General features: G+C 63.7%; 26 protein-coding genes. All 26 read left to right on the top strand.

The genetic code is table 11. The annotated features are described in order from the left end of the window. Positions 1-124: 124 nt before the first annotated feature. The 26 genes from pseB to ACIPZ5_RS25735 all read left to right on the top strand — a co-directional run bounded on the left by pseB (position 125) and on the right by ACIPZ5_RS25735 (position 26587). Positions 125-1126 (top strand): UDP-N-acetylglucosamine 4,6-dehydratase (inverting), encoded by a 1002-nt coding sequence (gene pseB, locus ACIPZ5_RS25860; RefSeq protein ID WP_254484273.1) that lies wholly within the window; start codon positions 125-127, stop codon positions 1124-1126. Next, positions 1123-2289: a UDP-4-amino-4,6-dideoxy-N-acetyl-beta-L-altrosamine transaminase gene (gene pseC, locus ACIPZ5_RS25855; protein WP_343596118.1), complete on the top strand. Its 1167-nt coding sequence runs from the start codon at positions 1123-1125 to the stop codon at positions 2287-2289. Before pseB ends, pseC begins: the two co-directional genes overlap by 4 nt. Next, positions 2286-3011 carry a pseudaminic acid cytidylyltransferase gene (pseF, locus tag ACIPZ5_RS25850; RefSeq protein ID WP_400811343.1) on the top strand — a complete coding sequence of 242 codons (726 nt, stop codon included), beginning with the start codon at positions 2286-2288 and terminating at the stop codon, positions 3009-3011. Before pseC ends, pseF begins: the two co-directional genes overlap by 4 nt. Beyond that, positions 3008-4483 carry a UDP-2,4-diacetamido-2,4,6-trideoxy-beta-L-altropyranose hydrolase gene (gene pseG / locus ACIPZ5_RS25845; protein ID WP_400811342.1) on the top strand — a complete coding sequence of 492 codons (1476 nt, stop codon included), beginning with the start codon at positions 3008-3010 and terminating at the stop codon, positions 4481-4483. The genes pseF and pseG overlap by 4 nt, the downstream gene beginning before the upstream one ends. A gap of 3 nt (positions 4484-4486) precedes the next feature. Beyond that, positions 4487-5539 carry a pseudaminic acid synthase gene (pseI, locus tag ACIPZ5_RS25840; protein WP_343596112.1) on the top strand — a complete coding sequence of 351 codons (1053 nt, stop codon included), beginning with the start codon at positions 4487-4489 and terminating at the stop codon, positions 5537-5539. 280 nt (positions 5540-5819) lie between these two features. After that, complete coding sequence (locus ACIPZ5_RS25835; RefSeq protein WP_400811341.1) at positions 5820-6764, top strand: ketoacyl-ACP synthase III; 945 nt, start codon at positions 5820-5822, stop codon at positions 6762-6764. Between the two features lie 53 nt (positions 6765-6817). Beyond that, a complete protein-coding gene (locus tag ACIPZ5_RS25830) occupies positions 6818-8110 on the top strand; it encodes a motility associated factor glycosyltransferase family protein (protein WP_400811339.1) in 1293 nt (430 codons plus the stop codon). After that, positions 8107-8355 (top strand): hypothetical protein, encoded by a 249-nt coding sequence (locus tag ACIPZ5_RS25825; RefSeq protein ID WP_400811337.1) that lies wholly within the window; start codon positions 8107-8109, stop codon positions 8353-8355. The genes ACIPZ5_RS25830 and ACIPZ5_RS25825 overlap by 4 nt, the downstream gene beginning before the upstream one ends. Positions 8356-8572: 217 nt before the next feature. Beyond that, positions 8573-9427, top strand: a complete 855-nt coding sequence (locus tag ACIPZ5_RS25820; RefSeq protein WP_343596106.1) for a flagellin domain-containing protein — start codon at positions 8573-8575, stop codon at positions 9425-9427. Positions 9428-9496: 69 nt separating this feature from the next. Continuing rightward, positions 9497-9859: a flagellar protein FlaG gene (locus ACIPZ5_RS25815; protein ID WP_343596104.1), complete on the top strand. Its 363-nt coding sequence runs from the start codon at positions 9497-9499 to the stop codon at positions 9857-9859. Between the two features lie 77 nt (positions 9860-9936). Beyond that, on the top strand, positions 9937-11346 hold the full coding sequence (fliD, locus tag ACIPZ5_RS25810) for a flagellar filament capping protein FliD (RefSeq protein WP_343596102.1): 1410 nt from the start codon (positions 9937-9939) through the stop codon (positions 11344-11346). A gap of 177 nt (positions 11347-11523) precedes the next feature. Next, positions 11524-11907 carry a flagellar export chaperone FliS gene (gene fliS / locus ACIPZ5_RS25805; RefSeq protein WP_343596100.1) on the top strand — a complete coding sequence of 128 codons (384 nt, stop codon included), beginning with the start codon at positions 11524-11526 and terminating at the stop codon, positions 11905-11907. Between the two features lie 8 nt (positions 11908-11915). Further along, on the top strand, positions 11916-12212 hold the full coding sequence (locus ACIPZ5_RS25800) for a flagellar protein FliT (protein ID WP_343596098.1): 297 nt from the start codon (positions 11916-11918) through the stop codon (positions 12210-12212). A gap of 167 nt (positions 12213-12379) precedes the next feature. Next, the gene (gene fleQ, locus ACIPZ5_RS25795) at positions 12380-13855 is read left to right on the top strand and encodes a transcriptional regulator FleQ (RefSeq protein WP_261943205.1); all 1476 of its coding nucleotides are present in this window, start codon (positions 12380-12382) and stop codon (positions 13853-13855) included. A 194-nt stretch (positions 13856-14049) separates the two neighbouring features. Further along, on the top strand, positions 14050-15267 hold the full coding sequence (locus tag ACIPZ5_RS25790; protein ID WP_343596096.1) for an ATP-binding protein: 1218 nt from the start codon (positions 14050-14052) through the stop codon (positions 15265-15267). Further along, positions 15267-16643 (top strand): sigma-54-dependent transcriptional regulator, encoded by a 1377-nt coding sequence (locus tag ACIPZ5_RS25785; protein WP_400811334.1) that lies wholly within the window; start codon positions 15267-15269, stop codon positions 16641-16643. Before ACIPZ5_RS25790 ends, ACIPZ5_RS25785 begins: the two co-directional genes overlap by 1 nt. Positions 16644-16749: 106 nt before the next feature. Beyond that, positions 16750-17082: a flagellar hook-basal body complex protein FliE gene (gene fliE, locus ACIPZ5_RS25780; RefSeq protein WP_060508304.1), complete on the top strand. Its 333-nt coding sequence runs from the start codon at positions 16750-16752 to the stop codon at positions 17080-17082. Positions 17083-17097: 15 nt separating this feature from the next. Then, positions 17098-18873 (top strand): flagellar basal-body MS-ring/collar protein FliF, encoded by a 1776-nt coding sequence (gene fliF / locus ACIPZ5_RS25775; protein ID WP_343596089.1) that lies wholly within the window; start codon positions 17098-17100, stop codon positions 18871-18873. Continuing rightward, complete coding sequence (fliG, locus tag ACIPZ5_RS25770; RefSeq protein ID WP_054887156.1) at positions 18866-19885, top strand: flagellar motor switch protein FliG; 1020 nt, start codon at positions 18866-18868, stop codon at positions 19883-19885. The genes fliF and fliG overlap by 8 nt, the downstream gene beginning before the upstream one ends. A 141-nt stretch (positions 19886-20026) precedes the next feature. Then, positions 20027-20791, top strand: a complete 765-nt coding sequence (gene fliH, locus ACIPZ5_RS25765) for a flagellar assembly protein FliH (protein ID WP_400811332.1) — start codon at positions 20027-20029, stop codon at positions 20789-20791. Beyond that, positions 20781-22139, top strand: coding sequence for a flagellar protein export ATPase FliI (fliI, locus tag ACIPZ5_RS25760; RefSeq protein ID WP_261943210.1), 1359 nt, complete (start codon positions 20781-20783; stop codon positions 22137-22139). The genes fliH and fliI overlap by 11 nt, the downstream gene beginning before the upstream one ends. A gap of 6 nt (positions 22140-22145) precedes the next feature. Next, entirely contained in the window at positions 22146-22598 is a 453-nt protein-coding gene (gene fliJ, locus ACIPZ5_RS25755; protein ID WP_085677778.1) for a flagellar export protein FliJ, read from the top strand. 187 nt (positions 22599-22785) lie between these two features. After that, positions 22786-23091 (top strand): STAS domain-containing protein, encoded by a 306-nt coding sequence (locus tag ACIPZ5_RS25750; RefSeq protein ID WP_110636523.1) that lies wholly within the window; start codon positions 22786-22788, stop codon positions 23089-23091. Between the two features lie 8 nt (positions 23092-23099). Further along, positions 23100-24791, top strand: a complete 1692-nt coding sequence (locus ACIPZ5_RS25745; protein ID WP_343596307.1) for a fused response regulator/phosphatase — start codon at positions 23100-23102, stop codon at positions 24789-24791. 60 nt (positions 24792-24851) lie between these two features. Beyond that, the gene (locus ACIPZ5_RS25740) at positions 24852-25199 is read left to right on the top strand and encodes an Hpt domain-containing protein (protein WP_343596081.1); all 348 of its coding nucleotides are present in this window, start codon (positions 24852-24854) and stop codon (positions 25197-25199) included. A 71-nt stretch (positions 25200-25270) separates the two neighbouring features. Next, the gene (locus ACIPZ5_RS25735; protein WP_400811331.1) at positions 25271-26587 is read left to right on the top strand and encodes a flagellar hook-length control protein FliK; all 1317 of its coding nucleotides are present in this window, start codon (positions 25271-25273) and stop codon (positions 26585-26587) included. Positions 26588-26738: the final 151 nt, after the last annotated feature.

The raw sequence follows: 26738 nt of genomic DNA, 5'->3' as shown, positions 1-26738 counted from the left end.
GCCTGTATCTTGCTTCGGGGTGGGATACAGCGCGCGCGAGTCAGAAATTTGTAGGCTGCGCGCCCGCCTGACCCTGCAACCGGGCGCCATCGCCAGTCGATGGCGCCGCTCCTAGGATCGACGTATGTTCGACGACAAGTCCATTTTCATCTCCGGAGGAACCGGGTCGTTCGGGCGCCGTTTCATCGAGCGGCTGCTCCAGCTCTACCGGCCGCGGCGAGTTGTGGTGTTCTCCCGTGACGAGTTGAAGCAGTACGAAATGCAGCAGCGCTTCAATGCGCCGTGCATGCGCTACTTCCTCGGCGATGTGCGTGATGCCGAGCGCGTGCGTCAGGCCATGCGCGGTATCGACTATGTCGTCCATGCCGCAGCGCTCAAGCATGTGCCCGCTGCCGAGTACAACCCCACCGAATGTATCCGCACCAACGTCAACGGCGCCGAGAACATCATCGCCGCTGCGATCGAGAACGGCGTGCAGAAGGTCGTGGCGCTGTCCACCGACAAGGCGGCCAGCCCGATCAACCTGTATGGCGCGACCAAGCTGCTGTCGGACAAGCTGTTCGTGGCCGCGAACAACTTCGCCGGGCAGCAGGAAACCCGCTTTGCCGTGGTGCGCTATGGCAACGTCGCAGGCTCCAGGGGCTCGGTGGTGCCATTCTTCAAGCGCCTTATCGAAGAGGGCGCCGGCGAGCTGCCGATCACCGACCCGCGCATGACGCGGTTCTGGATTACCCTCGAGCATGGCGTGCAGTTTGTACTCGACAGTTTTGCCCGCATGCACGGTGGCGAAGTCTTCGTACCGAAGATCCCGTCCATCCGCATTGTCGACCTCGCCAGTGGCATGGCCGGGCACTTGCCGCAAAAAGTGGTGGGCATCCGCCCGGGGGAAAAGCTGCACGAGTTGATGATCCCGCTGGATGATGCGCGCATGACCCTGGAGTTTGGCGATCATTTCACCATCGTTCCATCGATCCGTTTCAACCACACGGATGTCGATTTTGCGGTCGATCGCATCGGTGAAGCCGGTCGCTGGGTTGCCGAGGACTTCGAGTACCGTTCCGACACCAATCCTGCCTTCCTCACTGCGCAACAGCTGGCCGACCTGCACCCAGGGCTGCCGGCGTGATTCCCTACGGGCGACAGAACATCGATGCGTCTGACATCGCCGCAGTGGTCGAGGTGCTGCAGTCCGACTGGTTGACCCAGGGGCCGCTGATCGAACGCTTCGAACAGGCCATAGCCCAGCGTTGCGGCGCTGGTCATGCGGTGGCTGTGTGCAACGCCACCGCCGGCCTGCACCTGGCCTGCCTTGCCGCAGGCCTGGGCAGTGGGGACTGGCTGTGGACCAGCCCGATCAGTTTCGTCGCTTCGGCGAACTGCGGGCGCTATTGCGGGGCCAACGTGGACTTCGTCGACATCGACCCGCATTCCTGGACCCTCGATCCCGCCGCGCTCGCACTGAAGCTTGCCGAGGCCGCCCGCCAAGGGCGCCTGCCCAAGGTGGTGGTCGCTGTGGCATTCGCCGGTCAGAGCGCCGACATGCGGGCGATCGCGGCGCTGGCCCGGCAATATGGCTTCACGCTGATCGAGGATGCGGCTCACGCGGTCGGTGCACGCTATGCCGGCAACCCGGTCGGCTGCGGTGAATTCGCCGATATGACAGTGTTCAGTTTCCACCCGGTGAAGATCATTACCACCGGCGAAGGCGGCATGGTCCTCAGCAATCGGGCCGACCTTGACCGGCGCTTGCGTCTGCTGCGCAGCCACGGCATCACCCGTGACCCCGGCCAGATGACCGAAGCGAGCCATGGCGCCTGGTACTACCAGCAGCTCGAGCTGGGGCTCAATTACCGTATCACCGACCTGCAGGCAGCCCTGGGGCTTTCCCAGCTGACCCGGCTGGATGCGTTTCTCTCCCGCCGTCGCGAGCTGGCAGCCCGCTACCAGCGCTTGCTGGCGCACTTGCCGGTCACGGTCCAGCAGCCCCAAGTGCAAGCCGAATCCGCCTGGCATCTGTTCGTAGTGCGCCTGAAGGGTGATCGCATACAGCGTTCGCAGCGGGAGATCTTCGATGGGATGCGGGCTGCGGGGATTGGGGTCAATCTTCATTACATCCCGATTCACCTGCAGCCGTATTACCGCGAACTGGGTTTCAAGCCTGGGGACTTTCCCCAGGCCGAGGGCTATTACGCACAAGCCCTGAGCCTGCCCTTGTATCCGGACCTGAGCGAGGCGCAGCAGGATCATGTGATCGACACCCTGCGCGGCTTGCTGGAGCGGCACGCATGACTGAGCGCATGGAACGCAACGTCGCGATCATTCCAGCCCGCGGTGGTAGCAAGCGGATCCCGCGCAAGAACCTCAAGGCGTTTGCGGGGCTGCCGATCATCGCCCATTCGATTCGCGTGGCACTTGCCAGTGGCTTGTTCGATCAGGTGGTGGTCAGCACCGACGATCCGGAAATCGAGGCGGTGGCGCGGGAGCATGGCGCGCAGGTGCCGTTTCGCCGCCCCGCGCACCTGGCTGACGACCATGCGACCACCCACGCGGTGATCAGCCATGCCCTGGAGGTGCTGACCCGCCAGGGCCAGGTGCTGACCCATGCCTGTTGCATCTATGCCACTGCGCCTTTCCTGCAGCAGCGCTTCCTGCACGAGGGGCTGGCACTGCTGCGGCAGCACCCTGAGCGTGCTTTCGCCTTCTCGGTCAGCGGTTTCGGCTTCCCTGTCCAGCGGGCGCTGACGCTGGATGCCGAGGGCGCGCTGGTGCCCCTGAATCCGCAGTATCGCGAGACCCGGTCGCAGGACCTGGCGCCGGCCTACCAGGATGCCGGCCAGTTCTACTGGGGGCGGGTGGAGGCCTGGTTGCAGAACGAGGTCCTGTATTCCGAGCGCAGCTTGCCAGTGATCCTTCCCCGGCATCTGGTGCAGGACATCGATAGCGAGGACGACTGGTTGCGCGCGCAGTACCTGTACGCAGCGCTCAAGGCAGGAGGAGAGCTGGAATCATGAAGGTGCTGTTGCGGGCTGACGCGTCTTCATCCATCGGTATCGGCCACACGGCGCGTTGCCTGACGCTGGCCCAGGCGTTGCGTGCACAGGGGGCGCAGGTCAGTTTTGCCTGTTGCCTGCTGGACGGCCACCGCCGAGCTGCCATCGAGCAGGAGGGCTTCGAGGTCTTTGCCTGGCCGCAGCCCGAGCATGCGCCGGGCATCGAAGGCTGGGCGGCGGACATCGCTGCGCTGCGCGCCGTGTTGCCGGCAAATGCCGGGTTTGACTGGTTGATCGTCGATCATTACGCCCTGGACGCGCGCTGGGAGCAGGCTGCCCGGGTCTTCGCCCGGCGAATCGCGGTCATCGATGACCTGGCCGACCGCGATCATGCGGCCGACCTGCTGCTGGATCAGAATTTCGGCGCCAGCGAGGCGCGCTACGCGCCCTTGCTTGCACCGACATGCCGGCGTTTGCTGGGGCCTCGATATGCACTGGTTCGGCCCGAGTTCCAGAGGGCGGTGGGTTCACCGCCACAGCAGGCACGACGGGTGTTGGTCAGCTTCGGTGGTTTCGACGTGGCTGACATGCTACCGCGGACGTTGCAAGCGCTGGCCGGGCTGGAAGGGCTGCAGGTGACCTGCGTCGCCGGGCTCAATCATGCCCATGGCGAGCTGTTGCGCCAATTGTGCGCCGGGCAGCCAGGCTGGGAGCTGCATGACTTTGTCGATGACCTGCCGGCACGGATGGCTGCGGCGCACCTGTTCATCGGCGCTGCTGGCGGCACCACCTGGGAGCGCGCCGCGCTGGGTTTGCCGAGCCTGTGCGTCAGCGTGGCGGACAACCAGCGCACCGGTGCCGAGGCCATGGCGCGGGCGGGCATGCACCTTTATCTGGGCGAGGCTGGGCAGGTCGACGTGGCGGCGCTGCGCCAGGCGATTGCCTTGCTGCTGGGCAACCAGGCGCTGCGCCAGTGCTTCGCCGAACGCAGTCGTACCCTGGTCGATGGCCGCGGTGCGCAGCGGGTGGCGGTAGCCTTGCTGGGCGAGCAGCTGGTGCTGCGCCCGGCCCGTAGTGAAGACGCGCGGCTGTTGTTCGACGGGCGCGACGCACCTGAGGTACGGCGCCGTTCGCAGCAGGGGCAAGCGTTGCACTGGCCCGATCATCAAGCCTGGCTGGCCGCGACCTTGGCCGACCGGCAGCGCCTGCTGCTGATCGCCGAAACCACCGACGGGCCGGTCGGCAGCGTGCGCTACGACCGCCTGCCGGGCCGGCGTGCACGGGTGTCGCTGTACCTCTTTGCGGGGCGTTTCGGCCTGGGCTGGGGCAGGGTGCTGCTCACCCGTGGCGAGGCCTGCGCACGTGAACGATGGCCGGACCTGGAGGCGATCGAGGCCCAGGTGCTGCCAGACAATCAGGCGTCATTGCAATTATTCGCGGGTGCCGGCTTCGTGCAGTCGCCGTGCTCGTTCGAGCGGGTTTTCCAGGAGTAGCCCATGCACAGTTTCAACATCGGCCACCGCCTTGTCGGCGCGGACCAGCCACCGCTGGTGATTGCGGAGATGAGCGGCAATCACAACCAGTCGCTGGCACGCGCCCTGGAGATCGTCGAGGCGGCCGCTGCTGCTGGTGCCCATGCACTGAAGCTGCAGACCTACACCGCCGACACCATGACCCTGGACCTGGCCCATGGCGAGTTCTTCATCGCCGACCCGGGCAGCCTCTGGCAGGGTTCGTCGCTTTACGCGCTTTACCAGAAGGCCCATACCCCATGGGAATGGCATCGGCCAATCTTCGAACGTGCCCGTGAGCTGGGCATGCTGGCATTTTCCACGCCGTTCGACGAAACCTCGGTGGACTTCCTGGAAAGCCTGGACGTTCCGGCCTACAAGATCGCCAGTTTCGAGAACACCGACCTGCCGCTGATCCGCAAGGTGGCGGCCACTGGCAAGCCGTTGATCATCTCCACTGGCATGGCCAGCCTGGCGGAGCTCGAGCGTACCGTTCAGGTGGCGCGGGAGGCGGGGTGTCGCGACCTGGTGCTGCTCAAGTGCACCAGCACCTACCCGGCGAGCCCGCACAACAGCAACGTGCTGACCATTCCGCACATGCGCGAGCTGTTCGGCTGCCAGGTCGGGCTGTCGGATCACTCGCTGGGTGTCGGCGTGGCCGTGGCGGCGGTGGCCTTGGGCGCCACGGTGGTGGAAAAGCACTTCACACTCGACCGCAGCGAGGGTGGCGTGGATGCGGCGTTCTCCCTGGAGCCCACGGAAATGGCCGCGCTGGTGCAGGAAACCGAGCGCGGCTGGCAGGCGCTGGGGCGGGTGTACTATGGCGCGACCCAGGCCGAGCAGGCTTCGCGGCGCTTCCGGCGCTCGCTGTATGTGGTGCGGGACATGGCCGCAGGCGAGGTCTTCGACCGCAGCAATGTGCGCGCCATCCGCCCAGGCCTGGGGCTGGCGCCAGGGCATCTGGACGCGGTGCTTGGGCGCAAGGCCCGGCAGGCGCTCAAGCGTGGCACGGCACTGGACTGGTCGCTGCTCGACTGAAGCGCGCCCCGATCGGGGCATGTTCCCCAGGGCAGGTGAGCCCGCTAGCACAATGTCGAGGTGACGCACCTGGGCAAAATGTGCGATTGTCTGGAAATATTCGTGACCTATCGGTCAGAGCGGGCATCTCCCTCTGTAACCGTAAATGGGGCCGGCGTGCCAATCGTCGCTTGCCTGCCCCGCCTGCTGCCCGATCCACCCGGCGGCAGGCCCCGTTATTCTGGCGCTGCTCGAGTCATCCGGGCGGCGGTATTGAGCTGTTATTTTTTGGGAAGCCATGATGATCGGCATTAAAAGCATCGCGAGCTATGTGCCCGCTTCCGGCCTGGACAACTATGTGCAAGGCGCGAAATTCGGCAAGGACGAAGAGTTCATGTTCGGCAAGATCGGCGCGAGCTTCCTGCCACGCAAGGACGACGAGCAGGAAACTTCCGATCTGTGCGTGGAGGCGGTCAACAACTTGTTCGCCGCCAACCCGCAACTCAAGCGTGAGTCGATCGATGCGCTGATCGTCGTTACCCAGAATGGCGACGAGGAAGGCTTGCCGCACACCGCTGCCATCGTCCAGCACAAGCTCGGCCTGCCGACCCATGTTGCGGCCTTCGACATTTCCCTGGGTTGCTCCGGCTACGTCTATGGCATCTATGCGCTCAAGGGCTTCATGGAGGCCACGGGCCTGAAGAACGGCCTGCTGGTGACCGCCGACCCGTATTCGAAGATCGTCAACCCGGAAGACCGCAATACCACCATGCTGTTCGGCGACGCCGCTACCGCCACCTGGATGGGTGAGGATGCCACCTGGCAGCTGGGCAAGTCGAAGTTCGGCACCGACGGCGCCGGTGCACCGCACCTGAAAGTGACCGATGGCGAGTTCTACATGAACGGTCGTCAGGTGTTCAACTTCGCCCTGATCAAGGTGCCGGCTCACCTGCACGAGCTGCTGGGCGAGTCGGGCCTGGAGAACAAGGATATCGACGCTTTCTGCATCCACCAGGGTAGTGCGGCGATCGTCGATGCCGTGGCCCGGCGCTTCGAGGAAGACCCGGAAAAGTCCCAGGCCGACAAATTCGTCAAGGACATGCTGGAGACTGGTAACACCGTATCCTCCAGCGTTCCGCTGCTGTTGCAGAAGCATATGTTCGACGGTAACTGGAAGCGTGTGGCCATCAGCGGCTTCGGGGTCGGCCTGTCGTGGGGTTCGGCGATTCTGTACAAGGCTGAATAACCGCCGCCATTAGGTTACCCTTCGGTGTTTCGCAGGTAAGGGAAGCTCAACCCATGAGCGAGTTTTTCCAGCGTAACGCTGAAGTACTGCAGCGCCGCTGGCCGGCGCTGCTGGAGCGCCTGCTGGTTGAGGCAGGCGAGGCCCTCGAGGTCGAGCTGGTGGAGGGCCTGGGGTCTACCCTGAGCGTATCCGGCATCCAGCTCACCAGCCGTCACGACCGGTTGGCAGAAGCGCGCCTGCAGGCGCAAAGCCTGCCGGCAGGCAGTTCCACCGTGCATCTCTATGGCGCTGGCCTGGGTGATCTGCAGCGCGTACTGCTGGAGCGGCCAGAGCTCGACCGGCTGCAGCTGCACCTGCTAAATGGCGCCTTGTTTCACCTGGTGCTGCAATTGCTCGATCAGTCCGACTGGCTGGCCGACCCCCGGGTCGAGTTGACCTACGCGGGTGACAGCCTGGAAATTGCCCTGCCGTTCTTCGCCTTGCCCTCCGAGTTGGTGCTGGCCGATGACTACAATGCGAAGATTCGCGATCGGCTGATCAGCGAGGCGCACCTGGCAGACAACAACCGCGCCTTCGATGTGGCTGATCCGCGCCTTCAGCAACTGCTTGAAGACAGCTTGCCGCTGCTGCGTCAGGACCCTGATGTGGCAGCGCTGTTCGCGACCCAGGCGGGGCGTGACTGCTACGTGATCGCCACAGGGCCGAGCCTGGCCGCGCACCTGCCGGCCCTGGCAAGGGTGCGTGCGCAGGCCGAGCGGCCGCTGTTCATCTGCGTCGATACCGCATACCTGCCACTGCTGCGCGCCGGCATCCAGCCGGACATCGTGGTCAGCGTCGACCACAAGATCCGCATCCATCACTTGCCGCCGGACGACTCGGCGGCAACCACCCTGGTGTACATGCCGATGCTGGATGTCGAGCTGCTCGGCAACTGGCGCGGACCGCGCTACAGCGCCTACTCCAGCAGTGCGCTGTATGCCCGGGTGCGTGAAGCGATACCGCGCGCCGAACTGTTCGTGGGCGGCAGTGTGATTCACCCGGCCACGGACCTGGCGGTGAAGATGGGGGCGAGCAGCATTACCTTGTTCGGCGCAGATTTCGCCTTCCCTGGCGACCGCACCCATACCGGCTGGGGCGATGGTGTGCTCGGCCCGGCCATTTCGGCGTCCCGTCACTGGGTGCTGGATGGCCATGGCCAGCGGGTGCGTACCCAGCTGAACTTCCGCGGCTACCTGGTCGAGCTGGAGCGGTTCATCGCGCAGCATCCCCAGGTGAGGTTCTACAACACCAGTCGGGCCGGCGCACTGATAGCCGGTACCGCCTACGACCCGGATTTCTGCCCATGAATGCCGCCAGTTACTGTACCGCTGCCCGTGAATGCGCCGCGCTGTTCCGACTTGGACGGGATGTGGAGGGGGCGCTGCGTATGGTTGATCTGTTCGATCAGGTACTGCCTTTGTTCGATTCCCGGGCGGGTGCGGTGGTTGTGCAGGCCATGTTCGATGCGCAGCAACGCCAGGACTGGCTGGCGCTGGCCGACTACCTCGAATACGAACTGCGCCACCTGATCGAGCAGGCCCCCTCGCACTGAAATGTGACCTGCGTCACATTCTTCCTGCGGTCGCCCCACCGCAGGGCTGGGCTGCAAGGCCCGGATTGCAAGGGGTGGCGCCGTGATGGCATTTTTTTTTGGAAAACCCCTAAAGCAACTTGCAAACCCGACGATAACCATTACGAAGGTTCTCTAGGCCACACCCGGCGGATGCCAGGGCCGGAAGCCGTAGTATCCATCCAACGAGGAATTCGTCATGGCATTAACCGTAAACACCAACACCACTTCGCTGGGCGTGCAGAAGAACCTGAACAAAGCTTCCGACGCTCTGGGCACTTCGATGACCCGTCTGTCCTCGGGCCTGCGCATCAACAGCGCCAAGGACGACGCCGCCGGCCAGCAGATCGCCACCAAGCTGCAGACCATGGTCACCGGTACCACCGTTGCCATCAAGAACGCCAACGACGGTAACTCGATCACCCAGACCGCTGAAGGCGCTCTGTCGGAAATCACCAACATCCTGCAGCGTATGCGTGAGCTGGCTCTGCAAGCTCGAAACGACTCGAACGGCACCACTGAACGTGCTGCTCTGAACAAAGAGTTCGCTGCCAAGTCCGACGAAATCACCCGTATCGCTTCGTCCACCACCTACGGCACCAGCAAGCAACTGCTGGACGGTTCGGCTGGCGACATGGAGTTCCAGGTTGGCGCGATGACTGGCTCCAGCCAGACCCTGACCGTTTCCCTGAGCACCTCGTTCGCAGCTTCGACCCTGGGTGTTGGCACCGGTACCCTGGCGATCTCGGGTACTACCGATGCCGCCGTCCACACCTCGGCTGACGCTGCTATCGACGCAATCGACACCGCTCTGCAGACCGTGAACGACACCAAGTCGGACCTGGGTGCCATCCAGAACCGCTTCCAGTCGACCATCAACAACCTGCAAAGCATGAACGAGAACTCGGCTGCCGCCATGGGCCGTGTTCAAGACACCGACTTCGCCGCAGAAACCGCTCAGCTGACCAAGCAGCAAACCCTGCAGCAAGCTTCGACCGCAGTTCTGGCCCAGGCCAACCAACTGCCATCCGCCGTACTGAAACTGCTTCAGTAATAGCGTGATGCAATCAGCGAGAGGGTGCCTGCGCACTCTCTCGCTTTTTACTTTCAGAGGTGATGCACGATGGACATAAGCGTAAAGTCGAGCCCGTCGTATCCGTTGTCGTCGGTAGCCGGCAACGTGCACAAGGATGATGCGGCACTTAAGGCATTCGGGCAGGTCCGCGATGCATCGCAGCTACAAGACGCTACAGTCCCCGGTAACGAGGCCGAGCTACATTCGGCCGTGAAGGAAATACAGGATTTCGTCCAGTCGTTGCAGCGCAACCTGGAATTTTCGGTGGATGATTCCACCGGCACTTGGGTCGTCAAGGTGGTCGCCCGCGACAGCGGTGAAGTGATTCGCCAGATCCCCTCGGAAACCGCGCTGGAGCTGGCCCGCAGCCTGCAGGATGCCAACAGCGTGCTTTTCGATATCAAGGCCTGACGGCTGGCCGACCGATTCGCCCTCTCTGGTGCAGGGGCGGTTGAGCTTGTTGGTGTTTACCAGATAAGGAGTTTGTAATGGCAAGTCCAATTCTACCGAGTTTGGGGCTGGGTTCCGGTCTCGATACTACGGCCATTGTGAAGGCCCTGGTTGATGCCGAGAAAACCCCCAAGCAGAGTCAGCTTGACCGTCGTACCTCGGCCAACACGGCGTCGATTTCGGCGGTGGGTGGTATCAAGAGCGCATTGGCGGCTTTCAAGTCTGCGCTGGACAAGCTCAACAGCAGCGACAACCCGGCTTTCCTGGGGTCGGTGGCTACCAGCTCCAACGACAAGACGGTCAAGGCCACGGCTGGCAGCTCGGCGGTCAATGGCAGCTATTCGGTGCAGGTATCGCAACTGGCTACCGCCTCGCGGGTGGCCAGTGATCGTTACACCGACAGCAGTTCGGTGGTATCCGCCAGTGGCGGTACCCTGACCCTGACCCAGAACGGCGCCAGCGTCGATGTCACCATTCCGGCCGGTGCCACGCTGCAGCAGACCCGTGATGCCATCAACGCCCAGGCCACTGCCAAGGGCTTCACTGCCAACATCGTCAACGATGGGCAGGGCTCGCGCCTGGTGTTGAGCTCCGACACCATGGGCAAGGATTCGGACATCTCCGTGTCTGGCGTGATGACCATCAGTCCGGCTGCCGAAATGACCGCTGCCGGTGGCGCCGGTCGCATTGGCGAGCTGGCCAAGGACGCCGAGTTCAACATCGATGGCATGGCGCTTACCAGCAAGTCGAACAAGGTCGACAACGCGATCAGCGGCATGACCTTCGAACTGCTGGCCAAGACAGACACCAACTCGTCGGTATCGATTGGCGTGACCGCCAACACCGATGGCCTGAAGACCTCCGTGCAGTCTTTCGTCGATGCCTACAACGCGCTGGTCCTGAACATCAACAGCGTCAGCAAGGCCGTGCAGAACACCGATGGTACCTGGTCCACCCCGGCGCTGGCGGGTGACTCTGCAGTGAGCGGCATGTTGACTGCGCTGCGCAATGAGCTGGTGGTGCCGTCGACGTCAGGTTCCGGGCAGCTGACCGTGATGTCGCAGCTGGGTATCAATACCTCCCAGGCCAGCGGTATGCTGGAGTTCGACGCCACCAAGTTCACCAAGGCCATTACCGACCAGAAGCTCGGTGGCGAGGTGCAGAACCTGTTCAATGGTGATGGCGGCATGCTGGATCGCCTGACCAAGGCCATGGAGCCGTATTCGGCGAGTGGCGGTGTTCTGGATACCCGCAGCAAGTCGCTGGAGTCGGCGAAGAAGTCGCTGGAGTTGGAGCAGTCCTCCCTCGATGCGCGCATCAAGGACCTCGAGGCTTCGTTGACCAAGAAGTACAACAACATGGACACCCTGGTCGGCCAGCTGAACTCCCAGCGCGACACCGTGACGTCCATTTTCGAGGCAATGGCGGCCCAGCAGAAGAACTCCTGACCGGCATAGGGCCTGATCGGCCCGGCATCGCCCGAGTGCTGCTCGAGGTTGAAAGGCCAACGCCAAAAGCCCGACGAAGCGTGACGCTCCGTCGGGCTTTTTGTATGCTCGCTAAAGTTTTTTGACGCCGCGCCGATAGCCCGGTCATACAGCAACCCCCGTGGTGACGAGGTACCCATGAATCCAATGTTAGCCCTTCGGCAGTACCAGAAGATTGGCGCCCAGGCGCAGACCTCCGAGGCGAGCCCGCATCGTCTGGTGCAACTGCTGATGGAGGGTGGCCTGGACCGCATTGCCCAGGCGAGCGGTGCGATGCAGCGCAAGGATATTGCTGGCAAGGGTATCGCCATCGGCAAGGCCATCGGCATCATCGGCGGGCTGCGTGACGGCCTGGACCGCGACAACATGACCGAAGAGCTCAATCGTCTCGACAGCCTGTACTTGTACATGACCCGTCGCCTGAGCGAGGCCAACATGAAGAACGATCCGGCAATCCTCGATGAAGTCAGGGATCTGTTGATCACTGTCAAGGAAGGCTGGGACGCAATCGGCGCACAGTAGGAGGGGATATGAGCAAGGTGATCGAGCGTATCGAGCAGACCCGTGACGAGTTGCTGGCGGCGTTGGCCAGCCGCGACTGGCAGGCGGTCGGTGAGCTTGATCTTGCGTGCCGTGTCTGTGTCGAGGATGTGCTGGCTGAAGCGCTCAGCAATGAGGCTGCTGTGCGTAGCAGTCTTGAGGAGTTGCTGGTGGTTTACGGGCAGTTGATTGACGTTGCAAGTGGCGAGCGTCAATCAATAGTCGACGAGATGACGCAAATCCGTCAGGCGAAAAACGCTGCCAAGGTATACCATCTGTTCACTTGACCACAGATTCGCAAAAAGCCGTGCGCCATTAATTTGACTGCATGGGTTTTTTTGACTTTACTAGTGGCTGTTTTCGAATTTCAGACGTCCGAACACTGACCATTCAGTCGGAGATGTCGAGCATGCCCTGAGAGGGGCGCCGATATGACTAGGGAAGTTGCTATTGCATGTGGCGTGAAACCAAGATTCTCCTGATCGATGACGACAGCGCCCGCCGCCGCGATCTGGCGGTGGTCCTGAACTTTCTCGGCGAAGAAAACCTCCCATGCTCCAGCCAGGACTGGCAGCAAGTCGTAGGGGGCCTGTCTTCGAGTCGCGAAGTGCTATGCGTGCTGATCGGTACTGTCAATGCTCCAGGCAGTGTGCTTGGGTTGCTTAAGACAGTGGCTGCGTGGGATGAGTTCCTTCCGGTTCTGCTGATTGGTGAAATTTCTTCGGCGGACTTCCCGGAAGAGTTGCGTCGTCGGGTGCTGTCCAACCTCGAGATGCCGCCGAGCTACAGCCAGCTGCTCGATTCGCTGCACCGTGCCCAGGTCTACCGCGAGATGTACGACCAGGCCCGCGAGCGCGGTCGTCAACGCGAGCCGAACCTGTTCCGCAGCCTGGTCGGCACCAGCCGTGCCATCCAGCATGTGCGGCAGATGATGCAGCAGGTGGCCGATACCGACGCCAGCGTGCTGATCCTCGGTGAGTCCGGCACCGGCAAGGAAGTGGTGGCGCGCAACCTGCACTACCATTCCAAGCGCCGCGAAGCGCCGTTCGTGCCGGTCAACTGCGGGGCGATCCCGGCCGAGTTGCTCGAAAGCGAGCTGTTCGGCCACGAGAAAGGCGCGTTCACGGGTGCCATCACCAGCCGTGCCGGGCGCTTCGAGCTGGCCAACGGCGGAACCCTGTTCCTCGACGAAATCGGCGACATGCCGCTGCCGATGCAGGTCAAGCTGCTGCGCGTGCTGCAGGAGCGCACCTTCGAGCGCGTGGGCAGCAACAAGACCCAGAGCATCGACGTACGCATCATTGCTGCGACCCACAAGAACCTCGAAACCATGATCGAGGATGGGACGTTCCGCGAAGACCTGTATTACCGGCTCAATGTGTTCCCGATCGAGATGGCGCCACTGCGCGAGCGCGTGGAGGACATCCCGCTGTTGATGAACGAGCTGATCTCGCGCATGGAGCACGAGAAGCGCGGCTCGATCCGCTTCAATTCGGCGGCGATCATGTCGCTCTGCCGCCACGGCTGGCCGGGCAACGTCCGCGAGCTGGCCAACCTGGTCGAGCGCATGGCGATCATGCACCCGTATGGGGTGATCGGGGTGTCGGAGCTGCCGAAGAAGTTCCGTTATATCGATGACGAGGATGAGCAGCTGGTCGACAGCTTGCGCAGCGACCTCGAAGAGCGCGTGGCGATCAATGGTCACACGCCGAACTTCAGCAACCATGCGATGTTGCCGCCGGAAGGCCTGGACCTGAAGGACTACCTCGGTAGCCTTGAGCAGGGCCTGATCCAGCAGGCGCTGGATGATGCCAACGGTATCGTTGCGCGGGCGGCTGAACGTTTGCGTATTCGCCGTACCACCCTGGTCGAGAAGATGCGCAAGTACGGCATGAGTCGCCAGGGCGGCGAGGACCAGGCAGAAGACTGATTCCGCTTTTGGGGGCATGTCTTGGGTTTGATGTTAGGGCGTAGATCGAGCGCCGCCCGCGCGGCGCTCGATTTCTGCCTATCTACAGCCCCCAAACGGTTCACTCTCCAGCAAACCCCCATCCCCGGCACGGCTATTGCTACACCGCTGGCACCACACCGTTTTTATGACGGTCAGCCACGCGAGAGAGCACGATGCCCCAGGCCGCCCACTTTTCCCGAGTCCCTGATCTGCAGGGGCGTACCCCGGTCGAACAGGAGAGTCGACAGGGGCTGGAGCAGGCGTTCGCCCTGTTCAATCAGGTTTCCAGCCAGCTCAACCAGTCCTACAGCATGCTCGAAGCCCGCGTCAGCGAGCTCAAGGGCGAGCTGGCGGTGGTCGGCGCGCAGCGCATGGCCGAACTGAACGAAAAGGAACGCCTGGCCAATCGCCTGCAGAACCTGCTCGACCTGCTGCCGGGCGGGGTGATCGTGATCGATGACCAAGGCCTGGTGCGCGAGGCCAATCCGGCGGCCTGCGAAATGCTCGGCGAGCCTGTGGTCGGCCAGCTGTGGCGCCAGGTGATCGCGCGCAGCTTCGCCCCGCGCAAGGACGATGGCCATGAGGTCTCGCTGCGTGATGGCCGCCGTCTGTCCATCGCCACCCGCTCGCTGGATGCCGAGCCCGGCCAGCTGGTGCTGCTCAACGACCTGACTGAAACCCGCCGCCTGCAGGACCAGTTGGCCCGGCATGAGCGCCTGTCTTCACTGGGGCGCATGGTTGCCTCGCTGGCGCACCAGATTCGGACGCCGCTGTCGGCGGCCATGCTCTATGCCAGCCACCTGGCCGATGGCGAGCGCGAGCTCGCGCCAGAAACCCGCCAGCGCTTCGCTGGCAGCCTCAAGGAGCGCCTGCACGAGCTGGAGCACCAGGTACGTGACATGCTGGTGTTTGCCCGAGGCGAGCTGCCACTGGGTGATCGACTGACCCCGAAGGCCTTGTTCCAGGCCTTGCAGCAAGCGGCTCAGCCCCATGTGCAAGGGCATGCCGTGCGCTGGCAGCTCGACAGCCACCTGGGCGAGTTGCTGTGCAACCGCGACACCCTGGTCGGCGCCTTGCTCAACCTGATCGAGAACGCCTTGCAGGCCAGTGACAGCCCGGCCCGGCTCAAGGTGCACCTGTTCCGCCGTGAGCGCACCTTGTACCTGAACATCAGCGATGCCGGCAGTGGCATCGATGCCGAGCTGCTGGGGCGCCTGGGTGAACCGTTCCTGACCACCAAGGCCACCGGCACCGGGCTTGGGCTGGCGGTGGTCAAGGCCGTGGTGCGTGCGCACCAGGGCAAGCTGCAGCTGCGCTCGAAGGTCGGGCGTGGCACCTGTGTAAAGGTTGAGCTGCCGTTGATCGACGGGCAGGCAACGGAGGTCGTGTGATGGCAATCAAGGTGCTGCTGGTCGAGGATGACCGCGTATTGCGCCAGGCGCTGGGCGATACCCTGGAGATCGGTGGCTTTGCCTTTGATGCGGTCGGTAGCGCCGAGGAGGCGCTGCAGGCAGTGGAGGGCGAGTCTTACAGCCTGGTGGTCAGCGACGTGAACATGCCGGGTATGGATGGGCACCAGTTGCTGGCGCAATTGCGCCGTCTTCAGCCCCAGTTGCCGGTGTTGCTGATGACTGCCCACGCGGCCGTCGAGCGTGCCGTGGAGGCCATGCGCCAGGGGGCTGCGGATTATCTGGTCAAGCCATTCGAGCCCAAGGCCTTGCTGAGCCTGGTCGAACGCCATGCCGCCGGGCGCCTGACGGCGACCGACAATGAGGGGCCGGTGGCCTGCGAGCCCGCCAGTCGACAGTTGCTGGAGCTGGCTGCACGGGTGGCGCGCAGCGACTCGACCGTGCTCATTTCCGGTGAGTCGGGTACTGGCAAGGAAGTGCTGGCGCGCTACATCCACCAGCAGTCGCCGCGGGCGGCGCAGCCTTTCGTTGCGATCAACTGCGCGGCGATCCCGGACAACATGCTCGAAGCCACGCTGTTCGGCCATGAGAAGGGGGCCTTCACTGGCGCCATTGCCGCCCAGGCCGGCAAGTTCGAGCAGGCCGAGGGTGGCACCTTGCTGCTCGACGAGATTTCCGAGATGCCCCTTGGCCTGCAGGCCAAGCTGCTGCGCGTGTTGCAGGAGCGCGAGGTGGAACGGGTCGGCGGGCGCAAGCCGATCGCCCTGGATATCCGGGTGCTGGCCACCAGCAACCGCGACATGGCAGGTGAAGTGGCGGCGGGGCGCTTTCGTGAAGACCTGTACTACCGCCTTTCGGTTTTCCCGCTGGCCTGGCAACCGCTGCGCGAGCGCAGTGGCGATATCCTGCCGCTGGCCGAGCGCCTGCTGGCGCGCCACGTGGCGAAGATGAAGCATGCGCCGGTGCGCTTGTCTGCCGACGCGCGCGCGTGCCTGCAGGCGCATGCCTGGCCGGGCAATGTGCGCGAGCTGGACAATGCCTTGCAGCGGGCGTTGATCTTGCAGCAGGGCGGGGTGATCGAGGCGGCGGATTTTTGTCTGGCTGGCGCCATTCCATTGTCGGCCGGGGCGATTGCCACTATATCGCCATCATCTGCGGGAGTGGTAGTTGATTCGGGTGGCCTGGGCGACGATATGCGTCGTCATGAATTCCAGATGATCATCGACACCTTGCGTGCCGAGCGTGGGCGGCGCAAGGAAGCTGCCGAAAAGCTGGGCATCAGCCCGCGTACATTGCGCTACAAACTGGCGCAGATGCGTGATGCCGGGCTCGACGTGGAAGCCAGCCTGTTCGGCTGAAGCACTCATTTATATGTTTGCGGTGCGGGCTGGCACACGTGTTGCTAGTTCAGGGCTATCCGCCGCATGAGTGTCAAAAAAATGCGGCCGCCGGAGAGAGAAGGTCATGAGCCAAGGTGTTGAATTCAATCGTCTGATGTTGGACATGCGGGCCATGCAGGCCGATGCCATGTCGCTGCCCAAAGCCACTGTCGCCCCCGAGCTGGCGCCTGGCCAAAGCACCTTTGCCGACATGCTCGGCCAGGCCATCGGCAAGGTCAACGAGACCCAGCAGGCGTCGACCCAGCTGGCCAATGCCTTCGAGATCGGCAAGAGCGGCGTCGACCTGACTGACGTGATGATCGCCTCGCAGAAAGCCAGCGTGTCCATGCAGGCGTTGACCCAGGTGCGCAACAAGCTGGTCCAGGCGTATCAGGACATCATGCAGATGCCGGTTTGAGGACGGAAGTAAGTCATGGCTGATGCAGTCGTCGATAACGCCCCCGCCAAGAGCGGAGCGCCAGCTTCCAAGCCGCCGCTGTTGAACATGGCGTTCCTGGAAAACATCTCGCAGATGCCCATGCTGCGTCAGGTCGGCCTGCTGGTCGGGCTGGCAGCGAGCGTGGCGATTGGCTTCGCCGTGGTGCTGTGGTCGCAGCAGCCCGATTACCGGCCGCTGTACGGCAGCCTGGCCGGCATGGACACCAAGCAGGTCATGGATACCCTGGCCTCCGCAGACATTCCCTATCATGTCGAGCCCAACTCCGGTGCTCTGCTGGTCAAGGCCGACGACCTCTCCCGTGCGCGCCTGAAGCTGGCGGCCGCTGGCGTGGCGCCGAGCGATGGCAATGTCGGCTTCGAGCTGCTCGATAAAGAGCAAGGGCTGGGCACCAGCCAGTTCATGGAGGCCACCCGCTATCGTCGTGGCCTGGAAGGTGAGCTGGCGCGTACCGTTTCCAGCCTGAACAACGTCAAGGCTGCCCGCGTGCACCTGGCGATCCCGAAAAGCTCGGTGTTCGTGCGTGATGAGCGCAAGCCAAGCGCTTCGGTGCTGGTCGAGCTGTACCCGGGCCGTTCGCTGGAAGCCGGTCAGGTAATGGCCATCGTCAACCTGGTGGCGACCAGTGTGCCCGAGCTGGACAAGTCGCAAGTCACCGTGGTCGACCAGCGCGGCAACCTGCTCTCCGAGCAGGTGCAGGACACTGCGCTGACCATGGCCGGCAAGCAGTTCGACTACAGCCGCCGCATGGAAGGCATGCTCACCCAGCGTGTGCACAACATCCTGCAGCCGGTGCTGGGTAATGACCGCTACAAGGCAGAGGTGTCCGCCGACCTGGACTTCAGTGCGGTCGAGTCGACCTCCGAACAGTTCAACCCGGACCAACCGGCGCTGCGCAGCGAGCAGGCGGTCAATGAACAACGTGCCAGCAGCCAGGGCCCGCAGGGCGTTCCGGGTGCGCTGAGCAACCAGCCGCCTGGCCCGGCGTCGGCGCCGCAAACCACCGGTGGTGCTGCCGGGTCGGCCGCTGCGATCCAGCCAGGCCAGCCGCTGGTGGATGCCAACGGCCAGCAGATCATGGACCCGGCCACCGGCCAGCCAATGCTTGCGCCGTATCCATCGGACAAGCGTGAGCAGACCACCAAGAACTTCGAGCTGGACCGTTCGATCAGCCATACCCGCCAGCAGCAGGGTCGCCTGACCCGCCTGTCGGTGGCGGTGGTGGTCGACGACCAGGTCAAGGTCGATGCCAATGGCGAAACCACCCGTGCCCCTTGGGGGGCTGAAGACCTGGCCCGCTTCACGCGCCTGGTGCAGGACGCGGTGGGCTTCGATGCCAGCCGTGGCGACAGCGTGACGGTGATCAACGTGCCGTTCGCCGCCGACCGTGGTGAAGAGATCGCCGATATCGCGTTCTACCAGCAGCCGTGGTTCTGGGACATCGTCAAGCAGGTGCTGGGCGTGCTGTTCATCCTGGTGCTGGTGTTCGGCGTGCTGCGTCCAGTGCTCAACAACATCACCGGTGGTGGCAAGCAGGCTGCTGCGGACAGCGACATGGAACTGGGCGGGATGATCGGTCTGGATGGCGAGCTGGCCAACGACCGTGTCAGCCTCGGTGGCCCGTCAAGCATTCTGTTGCCGAGCCCTACCGAGGGTTACGAAGCACAGCTCAACGCAATCAAAGGCCTGGTGGCCGAAGACCCGGGCCGCGTAGCCCAGGTCGTCAAAGAGTGGATCAACGCCGATGAGTGACAATCGAGCCATTACCGCCAAGCTGAGCCGTGTCGACAAGGCCGCGATCCTGCTGCTGTCGCTCGGTGAGACCGATGCTGCGCAAGTACTGCGGCACATGGGCCCGAAAGAGGTGCAGCGGGTCGGTGTGGCCATGGCGCAGATGGGGACCGTGCACCGCGAGCAGGTCGAGCAGGTGATGAGCGAGTTCGTCGAGATCGTCGGCGACCAGACCAGCCTGGGCGTGGGCTCTGATGCCTACATCCGCAAGATGCTCAACCAGGCCCTGGGCGAGGACAAGGCCAACGGCCTGGTCGACCGCATCCTGCTGGGTGGCAACACCAGCGGCCTGGACAGCCTCAAGTGGATGGAGCCGCGCGCCGTGGCCGATGTGATCCGCTACGAGCACCCGCAGATCCAGGCCATCGTGGTGGCCTACCTCGACCCCGACCAGGCGGGTGAGGTACTGAGCAACTTCGACCACAAGGTGCGCCTGGACATCGTCCTGCGCGTGTCGTCGCTCAACACCGTGCAACCGGCGGCGCTCAAGGAGCTGAACCAGATCCTCGAGAAGCAGTTCTCGGGCAACTCCAATGCTGCGCGCACCACCCTGGGCGGCATCAAGCGCGCTGCCGACATCATGAACTTCCTCGACAGTTCCGTGGAGGGTGCGCTGATGGACGCGATCCGCGAGATCGACAGCGACCTGTCGGAGCAGATCGAAGACCTGATGTTCGTCTTCAACAACCTGGCCGACGTCGACGATCGCGGTATCCAGGCGCTGCTGCGCGAAGTGTCGTCCGACGTGCTGGTGGTGTCGCTCAAGGGCGCCGACGAGCGGGTCAAGGACAAGATCTTCAAGAACATGTCCAAGCGTGCCTCCGAGTTGCTGCGCGACGACCTCGAGGCCAAGGGCCCGGTGCGCGTCAGCGACGTGGAAACGGCGCAGAAGGAAATCCTCACCATCGCCCGCCGCATGGCAGAGGCCGGCGAGATCGTGCTCGGCGGCAAGGGTGCCGAGGAAATGATCTGATCCACAGGCGACACGAACCCACTGTGGGAGCGGGCTTGCCCGCGAACACCGGCGAAGCCGGTGCCATTCACCGCGGTGCCTGCTTCGCGGGCAAGCCCGCTCCCACGGGACTGCATCGGTCGTTGTTGAGTAGCTGAGAACATGCCCACCAAAGAATCCCATCCCAGTGACCTGATCCGCGCCCGCGACCTCGAGGGCGTCGACGTCTGGGCGCTGCCCAGCTTCGACCCGGAGCCAGAGCCGGAACCCGAGCCGGAACCGGAAGTCGTCGAGGAAGAGGTCGAGGAAGTGCCGCTGGAGGAAGTCCAGCCGTTGACCCTCGAAGAACTCGAGGCGATCCGCCAGGAGGCCTACAACGAAGGCTTCGCCACTGGCGAGCGCGAGGGCTTCCACAGTACCCAGCTGAAGGTGCGCCAGGAGGCCGAGGAGGCACTGGCCATCAAGCTGGCCAGCCTGGAGCAACTGATGGGCCACCTGCTCGAGCCGATCGCCGAGCAGGACACGCAGATCGAACGCAGTGTGGTGCATCTGGTTGCGCACATGGCGCGCCAGGTCATCGGCCGCGAACTGCGCAGTGATTCCAGCCAGATCACCCAGGTGCTGCGCGAGGCGCTGAAGCTGCTGCCGATGGGCGCCGACAACATCCGCATCCACCTCAACCCGCAGGATTTCGAGCTGGCCAAGGCCCTGCGCGAACGCCATGAGGAGAGCTGGAAACTGCTCGAAGACGAAGCCCTGCTGCCAGGTGGCTGCCGGATCGAGACTCTCCACAGCCGCATCGATGCGACCATGGAAACTCGCATCGAAAAAGCCGTGGCGCAATTGTTCGACCAGTTGCATGACCAAGCCCTGCACCCGGCGGCTGCGGACATGTCGGTGGAACTGGACACCAGCGATGCGCCTTGACCGCACCAGCTTCGGCAAGCGCCTGGGCGGTTACGCCGAGGCAATCGCGCTGCCGGTGCAGCCGGTGGTCGAAGGCCGCCTGCTGCGCATGGTCGGCCTTACCCTCGAAGCCGAAGGCCTGCGCGCCGCGGTAGGCGGGCGTTGCCTGGTGATCAACGACGACAGCTACCACCCGGTGCAGGTCGAGGCCGAGGTGATGGGCTTTGCCGGCAACAAGGTGTTCCTGATGCCGGTGGGCAGCATCGCCGGCATCGCGCCGGGCGCGCGCGTGGTGCCGCTGGACGACAGTGGGCGCCTGCCCATGGGCATGAGCATGCTTGGCCGGGTGCTCGACGGTGCCGGGCGCGCCCTCGACGGCAAGGGCGGCATGCGCGCAGAAGACTGGGTGCCGATGGACGGGCCGATCATCAACCCGCTCAACCGTGATCCGATCAGCAAGCCGCTGGACGTCGGTATTCGCAGCATCAATGGTCTGCTCACCGTCGGCCGCGGCCAGCGCCTGGGCCTGTTCGCCGGCACTGGCGTCGGTAAATCGGTGTTGCTGGGCATGATGACCCGCTTCACCGAAGCGGACATCATCGTCGTCGGCCTGATTGGCGAGCGGGGCCGCGAGGTCAAGGAATTCATCGAGCACATCCTCGGCGAGGAGGGGCTCAAGCGCTCGGTGGTCGTGGCATCGCCCGCTGACGATGCGCCGCTGATGCGTTTGCGCGCGGCCATGTACTGCACGCGCATTGCCGAATACTTCCGCGACAAGGGCAAGAACGTCCTGCTGCTGATGGATTCGCTGACCCGTTTTGCCCAGGCCCAGCGCGAAATCGCCCTGGCCATCGGTGAGCCACCGGCCACCCGCGGCTACCCGCCATCGGTGTTCGCCAAGCTGCCCAAGCTGGTGGAGCGCGCTGGTAACGGCGAGCCCGGTGGTGGTTCGATTACAGCCTTTTACACCGTGCTGTCCGAGGGTGACGACCAGCAGGACCCGATCGCCGACTCGGCGCGGGGTGTGCTCGACGGCCACTTCGTGCTGTCCCGGCGCCTGGCCGAGGAGGGGCATTATCCGGCGATCGACATCGAAGCTTCGATCAGCCGGGTCATGCCGCAGGTGGTGGATGCCGACCACTTGCGCCAGGCACAGAAATTCAAGCAACTGTGGTCAAGGCTGTCGCAGAGCCGTGACCTGATCAGCGTGGGCGCCTATGTGGCCGGTGGCGACCCGGAAACCGACCTGGCGATTGCCTTGCAGCCGCGGCTGGTGGACTTCCTGCGCCAGGGGCTGGACGAAAATGTCGGCATGGGCCAGAGCCGCACCGAGCTTGGGGCGATCTTCACGCCGCCGGCGAAAGGCTGATAGGTCATGAGCCTGCCCGGTCGCGCTGCCCGCCTGGCCCCTGTGGTCGACATGGCCGAAGAGGCTGAGCGCAAGGCCGCCCAGCGCGTGGGGCACTTCCAGCAGCAAGTGGTTCAGGCCCAGGCCAAGCTGGCAGAGCTGGAGTCGTTCCGCGAAGGGTATCAGGCGCAGTGGATCAACCGCGGCGGGCAGGGCGTGAACGGCAGCTGGCTGCTCAACTACCAGCGCTTTTTGGCCCAGCTGGAAACGGCCATGACCCAGCAGCGCCAGAGCCTGGCCTGGCATGAGAACAACCTGAAGAATGCCCGTGGCACCTGGCAGCAGGCCTATGCCCGGGTGGAAGGGCTGCGCAAGCTGGTGCAGCGGTACATGGAGGAGGCGCGGCGGGCCGAAGACAAGCGCGAGCAGCGTTTGCTGGACGAGCTGTCGCAGCGCTTGCCGCGGCAAGGCCATTTGTAACCTGTGCCGGCCTCTTCGCGGGGCAAGCCCGCTCCCACAGGGACCACGCAATGCTTGAGATTGTGGTGATCACTGTGGGAGCGGGCTTGACCCGCGAAGAGGCCGGCACAGGCTTGCCTTGATAGTCCGGCCACTGGCTGCTAAACCTTGAACAGTTGCATTCGCCATCATCGAAGGAATCGCTAGCATGGCAGTCGAGACAGACTTTTCGCAGGACGGCAAAAAGCTCACGATCAAGGTCAAGGGGCGCTTCGATTTTGGCAAGCATCAGGAATTTCGTGATGCCTACGAACGCCAGCCTAAAAGACCCGACTCGGTGGTGGTCGACCTGAAGGACGCCACCTATCTGGACAGCTCCGCGCTGGGCATGCTGCTGTTGCTACGTGACCATGCCGGCGGTGACGACTCGGACGTGCGCGTGGTGCATGCCAGCTCCGACGTGCGCAAGATCCTGGCGATTTCCAATTTCGAAAAACTGTTCGATATCAGTTGAGCGCCCAGATGCCGGCCGAACAGGCGTTGACCGTGCTGGTGGCTGAGGACGGGGCGGTCGACCGCCTGCTGCTGGCGCAGATCGTCCGTCGCCAGGGTCACCACGTGTTCACCGCGGAAAATGGCGAACAAGCCGTTGCGTTGTTTGTCGAGAAGCGCCCGCAGCTGGTGTTGCTCGACGCCTTGATGCCGGTGATGGATGGTTTCGAGGCCGCGCGGCAGATCAAGGCGCTGGCCGGCGAGGCGCTGGTGCCGATCATCTTTCTGACCTCGCTGAATGAGGAGGATGCCTTGGTGCGTTGCCTGGAGGCCGGGGGCGACGACTTCATGGCCAAGCCCTACAGTGCGGTGATCCTTGGTGCCAAGATCCGCGCCATGGACCGCCTGCGCCGCTTGCAGGCGACCGTGCTCGAGCAGCGTGACCAGATCACCCGCCACCATCACCACCTGCTCAACGAGCAACGGGTGGCCAAGGCGGTGTTCGACAAGGTCGCCCACTCCGGCTGCATCACCGCACCGAACATTCGTTACCTGCAGTCGCCTTACGCCCTGTTCAATGGCGACCTGTTGCTGGCGGCGTTCACCCCGGCGGGTGACATGCATGTGTTGCTCGGCGACTTCACCGGCCATGGTCTGCCCGCCGCAGTCGGCGCGATGCCGCTGGCGGAAGTGTTCTATGGCATGACTGCCAAGGGTTACGGCTTGGCACAGATGCTGCGCGAGATGAACGCCAAGCTCAAGCGCATCCTGCCAGTGGACATGTTCTGCTGCGCGCTGCTGCTCAAGATCAGTGTGCAGCGCGGTGCCGTGGAGGTGTGGAATGGCGGCATGCCGGATGGCTATCGGCTTTCCGCCGATGGCGCAGTGCTCGGCTGCCTGGGTTCGCGGCACTTGCCACTGGGTATCCTGGCGCCGGAGCGCTTCGACGACAGTACCGAGGTATTGCCGCTGGCGGCGGGTGAGCGGCTGCTGCTGCTGTCCGATGGCGTGGTCGATACCGCAGACGAACAGGAGCGCCTGTTCGGCGTCGAGCGCTTGCGCGAGGTGCTGGGGGCCAATCGCGACCCGGCGCAGCTGTTCGACGAAGTGATGCAGGCCCTGGAGCGTTTCGGTGGGCGCCCCCGGGATGACATCAGCCTGTGTGATATTCGCATGTTCAGTGGCGAAGAGCGGGTGCCTGCGCCAACCTTGTATTCCGACAGTGGCCGCTCCAGCCCGCTGGACTGGTCGCTGGGCTTCGAGTTGCGGGGCGAAAGCCTCAAGCGTTTCAATCCCGTGCCCTATCTGGTGCAGTTGTTGCAGGAAATCCATGGGCTGCGGCCGCGCACCGGTGCCTTGCACAGTGTGCTCAGCGAGCTTTATTCCAATGCCCTGGAGCATGGGGTGCTGGGCCTGGATTCACAGCTCAAGCGTGATGTGCAGGGGTTTGCCGACTATTATCAGGAGCGGGCCCGGCGCTTGGTCGCGTTGGCCGAAGGTTTCGTGCGCATCGACCTGAAGGTGGAACCGTCAGGGGCGGGTGGGCGTCTTACCATCGAGGTTCGCGACAGTGGCGCGGGGTTCGATGTGTGCGGTGTATTGTCGCGCCCGTCCCTGGAACAGGACTTGAGCGGGCGCGGGCTGAACCTGGTAAAGCGGCTTGGCAGCCGTGCAGAGTGGAGCGAAGGCGGCCGCTGCGCCCGCGTTCAGTTCGATTGGTGATGCGTCTGGAGCGCCGCGGCGTGGCTCGGGCATAATCCAGCTTGATCAAGGAGTGAACAAGTGACTGACAAGCATATTGACCATAAGGTACTCAGCGACTTGCAGGAGGTCATGGAAGATGGCTACCTGCAGTTGCTGGAAACCTTTCTGGAAGATTCAGAGCGGCGCTTGAGCCAGCTGCATGAGGCCAAGAGCGTCGATGAACTCGGCATGGCTGCGCACAGCTTCAAGGGCAGCAGCAGCAACATGGGTGCTGTTGGCCTTGCCCAGTTGTGCCAGCAGCTTGAAGAGCGGGTAAAGGTGCGGCAGTTGTATGGCATCGAAGACCTGATCAACAAGATCGACCAGGAATACCTGGAAGTGAAGTGCTTCTATCGCGGCGAACATGAGCGCGTTTCGACTAGCTGATGGCAAGTTGGCGCGACTCTTGCGTATCTGTAGCCAGATGATATTTCAGTTTCTGGCGCGGAGACCGTTCAATGCCTGTCGCACCCAATCCTTTGTTGCAAGCCAACACCCTGAGCAAGCCGTCGAACGCGGGTTCCTCGCGGGTGGACAAGCCGCTGCAGGCGGCGGGCGGGCAGGGTGGTGGCTTCGATCAGGTCATGGCCGGGCAGGGGCGTGACAAGGCGCCCGCGCGTAATGACAAGGTGGCTCAGCCCAGCCCCAAGGACAAGCCCGATGTTGCCCAGGGCGGCAAGCAGCAGGTCGCCGACAAGCCGGCGGTTGCCGATGACGGCAACAAATTGCCAGCAGACGATGCCTCGCAGCCTGCTGCCGATGCTGCCACCGCCAGCGACTCGGGTTCGCTCGATGCCAGCCTGGTCGCGGGCCAGGTGACTGATGCGCAGCCCGGCGCGCAATTGTTGCAGGCCCAGGCCGAAGCCGTGGCGCCCGTCTTGCAGGCCGCTATCCAACAGGCGCCGGTGGCCGAGGTTACCGAGCCAACCGAGCCATTGCCAGTAGCGTCCGAGGCCGATGCCTTCGACCCGGATGCCGACCCCTTGGCCAACCTGCCGACCTTGCGCCTGGCATTGGAGCAGACTGCCCAGGCCAAGGGCACGACATCGGCCCATGCAACTGACACAACCAAGGCTCAATCCGGTGATGGGCAAGCGGCCGTCAATCCGTTGGCGACCCTGATCGACAAGGTCGAGGGTGAAGCAGGTAAGTCCGAGACCGGCGACAAGGCCTTCGGCGCCTTGCTCGAAGATGGCCTCAAGGACACCAAGAGCGCCAGCAGCGATACCCGCGTCGACGACTTTGCCAACCGCCTGGCCAGCCTGACCCAGGCGGTTACCGCCAAGACTGCCAATGCGCTGCCGGTAAACGCCAACCCGTTGCATCAGCCTTTGCAGATGAACCAAGGCGCCTGGGCCGAGGGCCTGGTAAACCGGGTCATGTATCTGTCCAGTCAGAACCTGAAGTCGGCGGATATCCAGCTGGAGCCGGCTGAGCTCGGGCGCCTCGATATCCGCGTCAATGTCGCGACTGACCAATCCACCCAGATCACCTTCGTCAGTGGCCATGCTGGCGTGCGTGATGCGCTGGACAGCCAGGTGTATCGTCTGCGCGAACTGTTTGCCCAGCAGGGGCTGGCGCAGCCGGACGTCAACGTCGCAGACCAGTCGCGCCAGCAACAGCAGCAGGCGCAGCAGGACGGCTCGCAGCTGTCCGGGGTGGCTGCGCGCAGGGCCCAGGGTGGTGAGGGGGAGCAGGGTGGGCTGGGCGAAGGCGCCCGGGCTGTCGAGCAGCAGGTGGTCATTGGTGACAGCGCTGTCGATTACTACGCTTGATGGGCCTGCCTTTGGATAGGCGGCGCCTGTGAGGTTGGCATGTCTTGGGATTTGCAGCGCCTGTGAGATCGAGCGCCGCCCGCGCGGCGCATCGCGGATAAATCCGCTCCTACATTTGTTGCAACGTGCCGAACCTGTTACGCCATGGTTG

Source organism: Pseudomonas sp. NPDC089428 (assembly GCF_044749325.1).
Classification (GTDB): domain Bacteria; phylum Pseudomonadota; class Gammaproteobacteria; order Pseudomonadales; family Pseudomonadaceae; genus Aquipseudomonas.
Note: the sequence above shows the minus strand (reverse complement) of the source record. Positions and strands in the feature narration are given on the sequence as shown.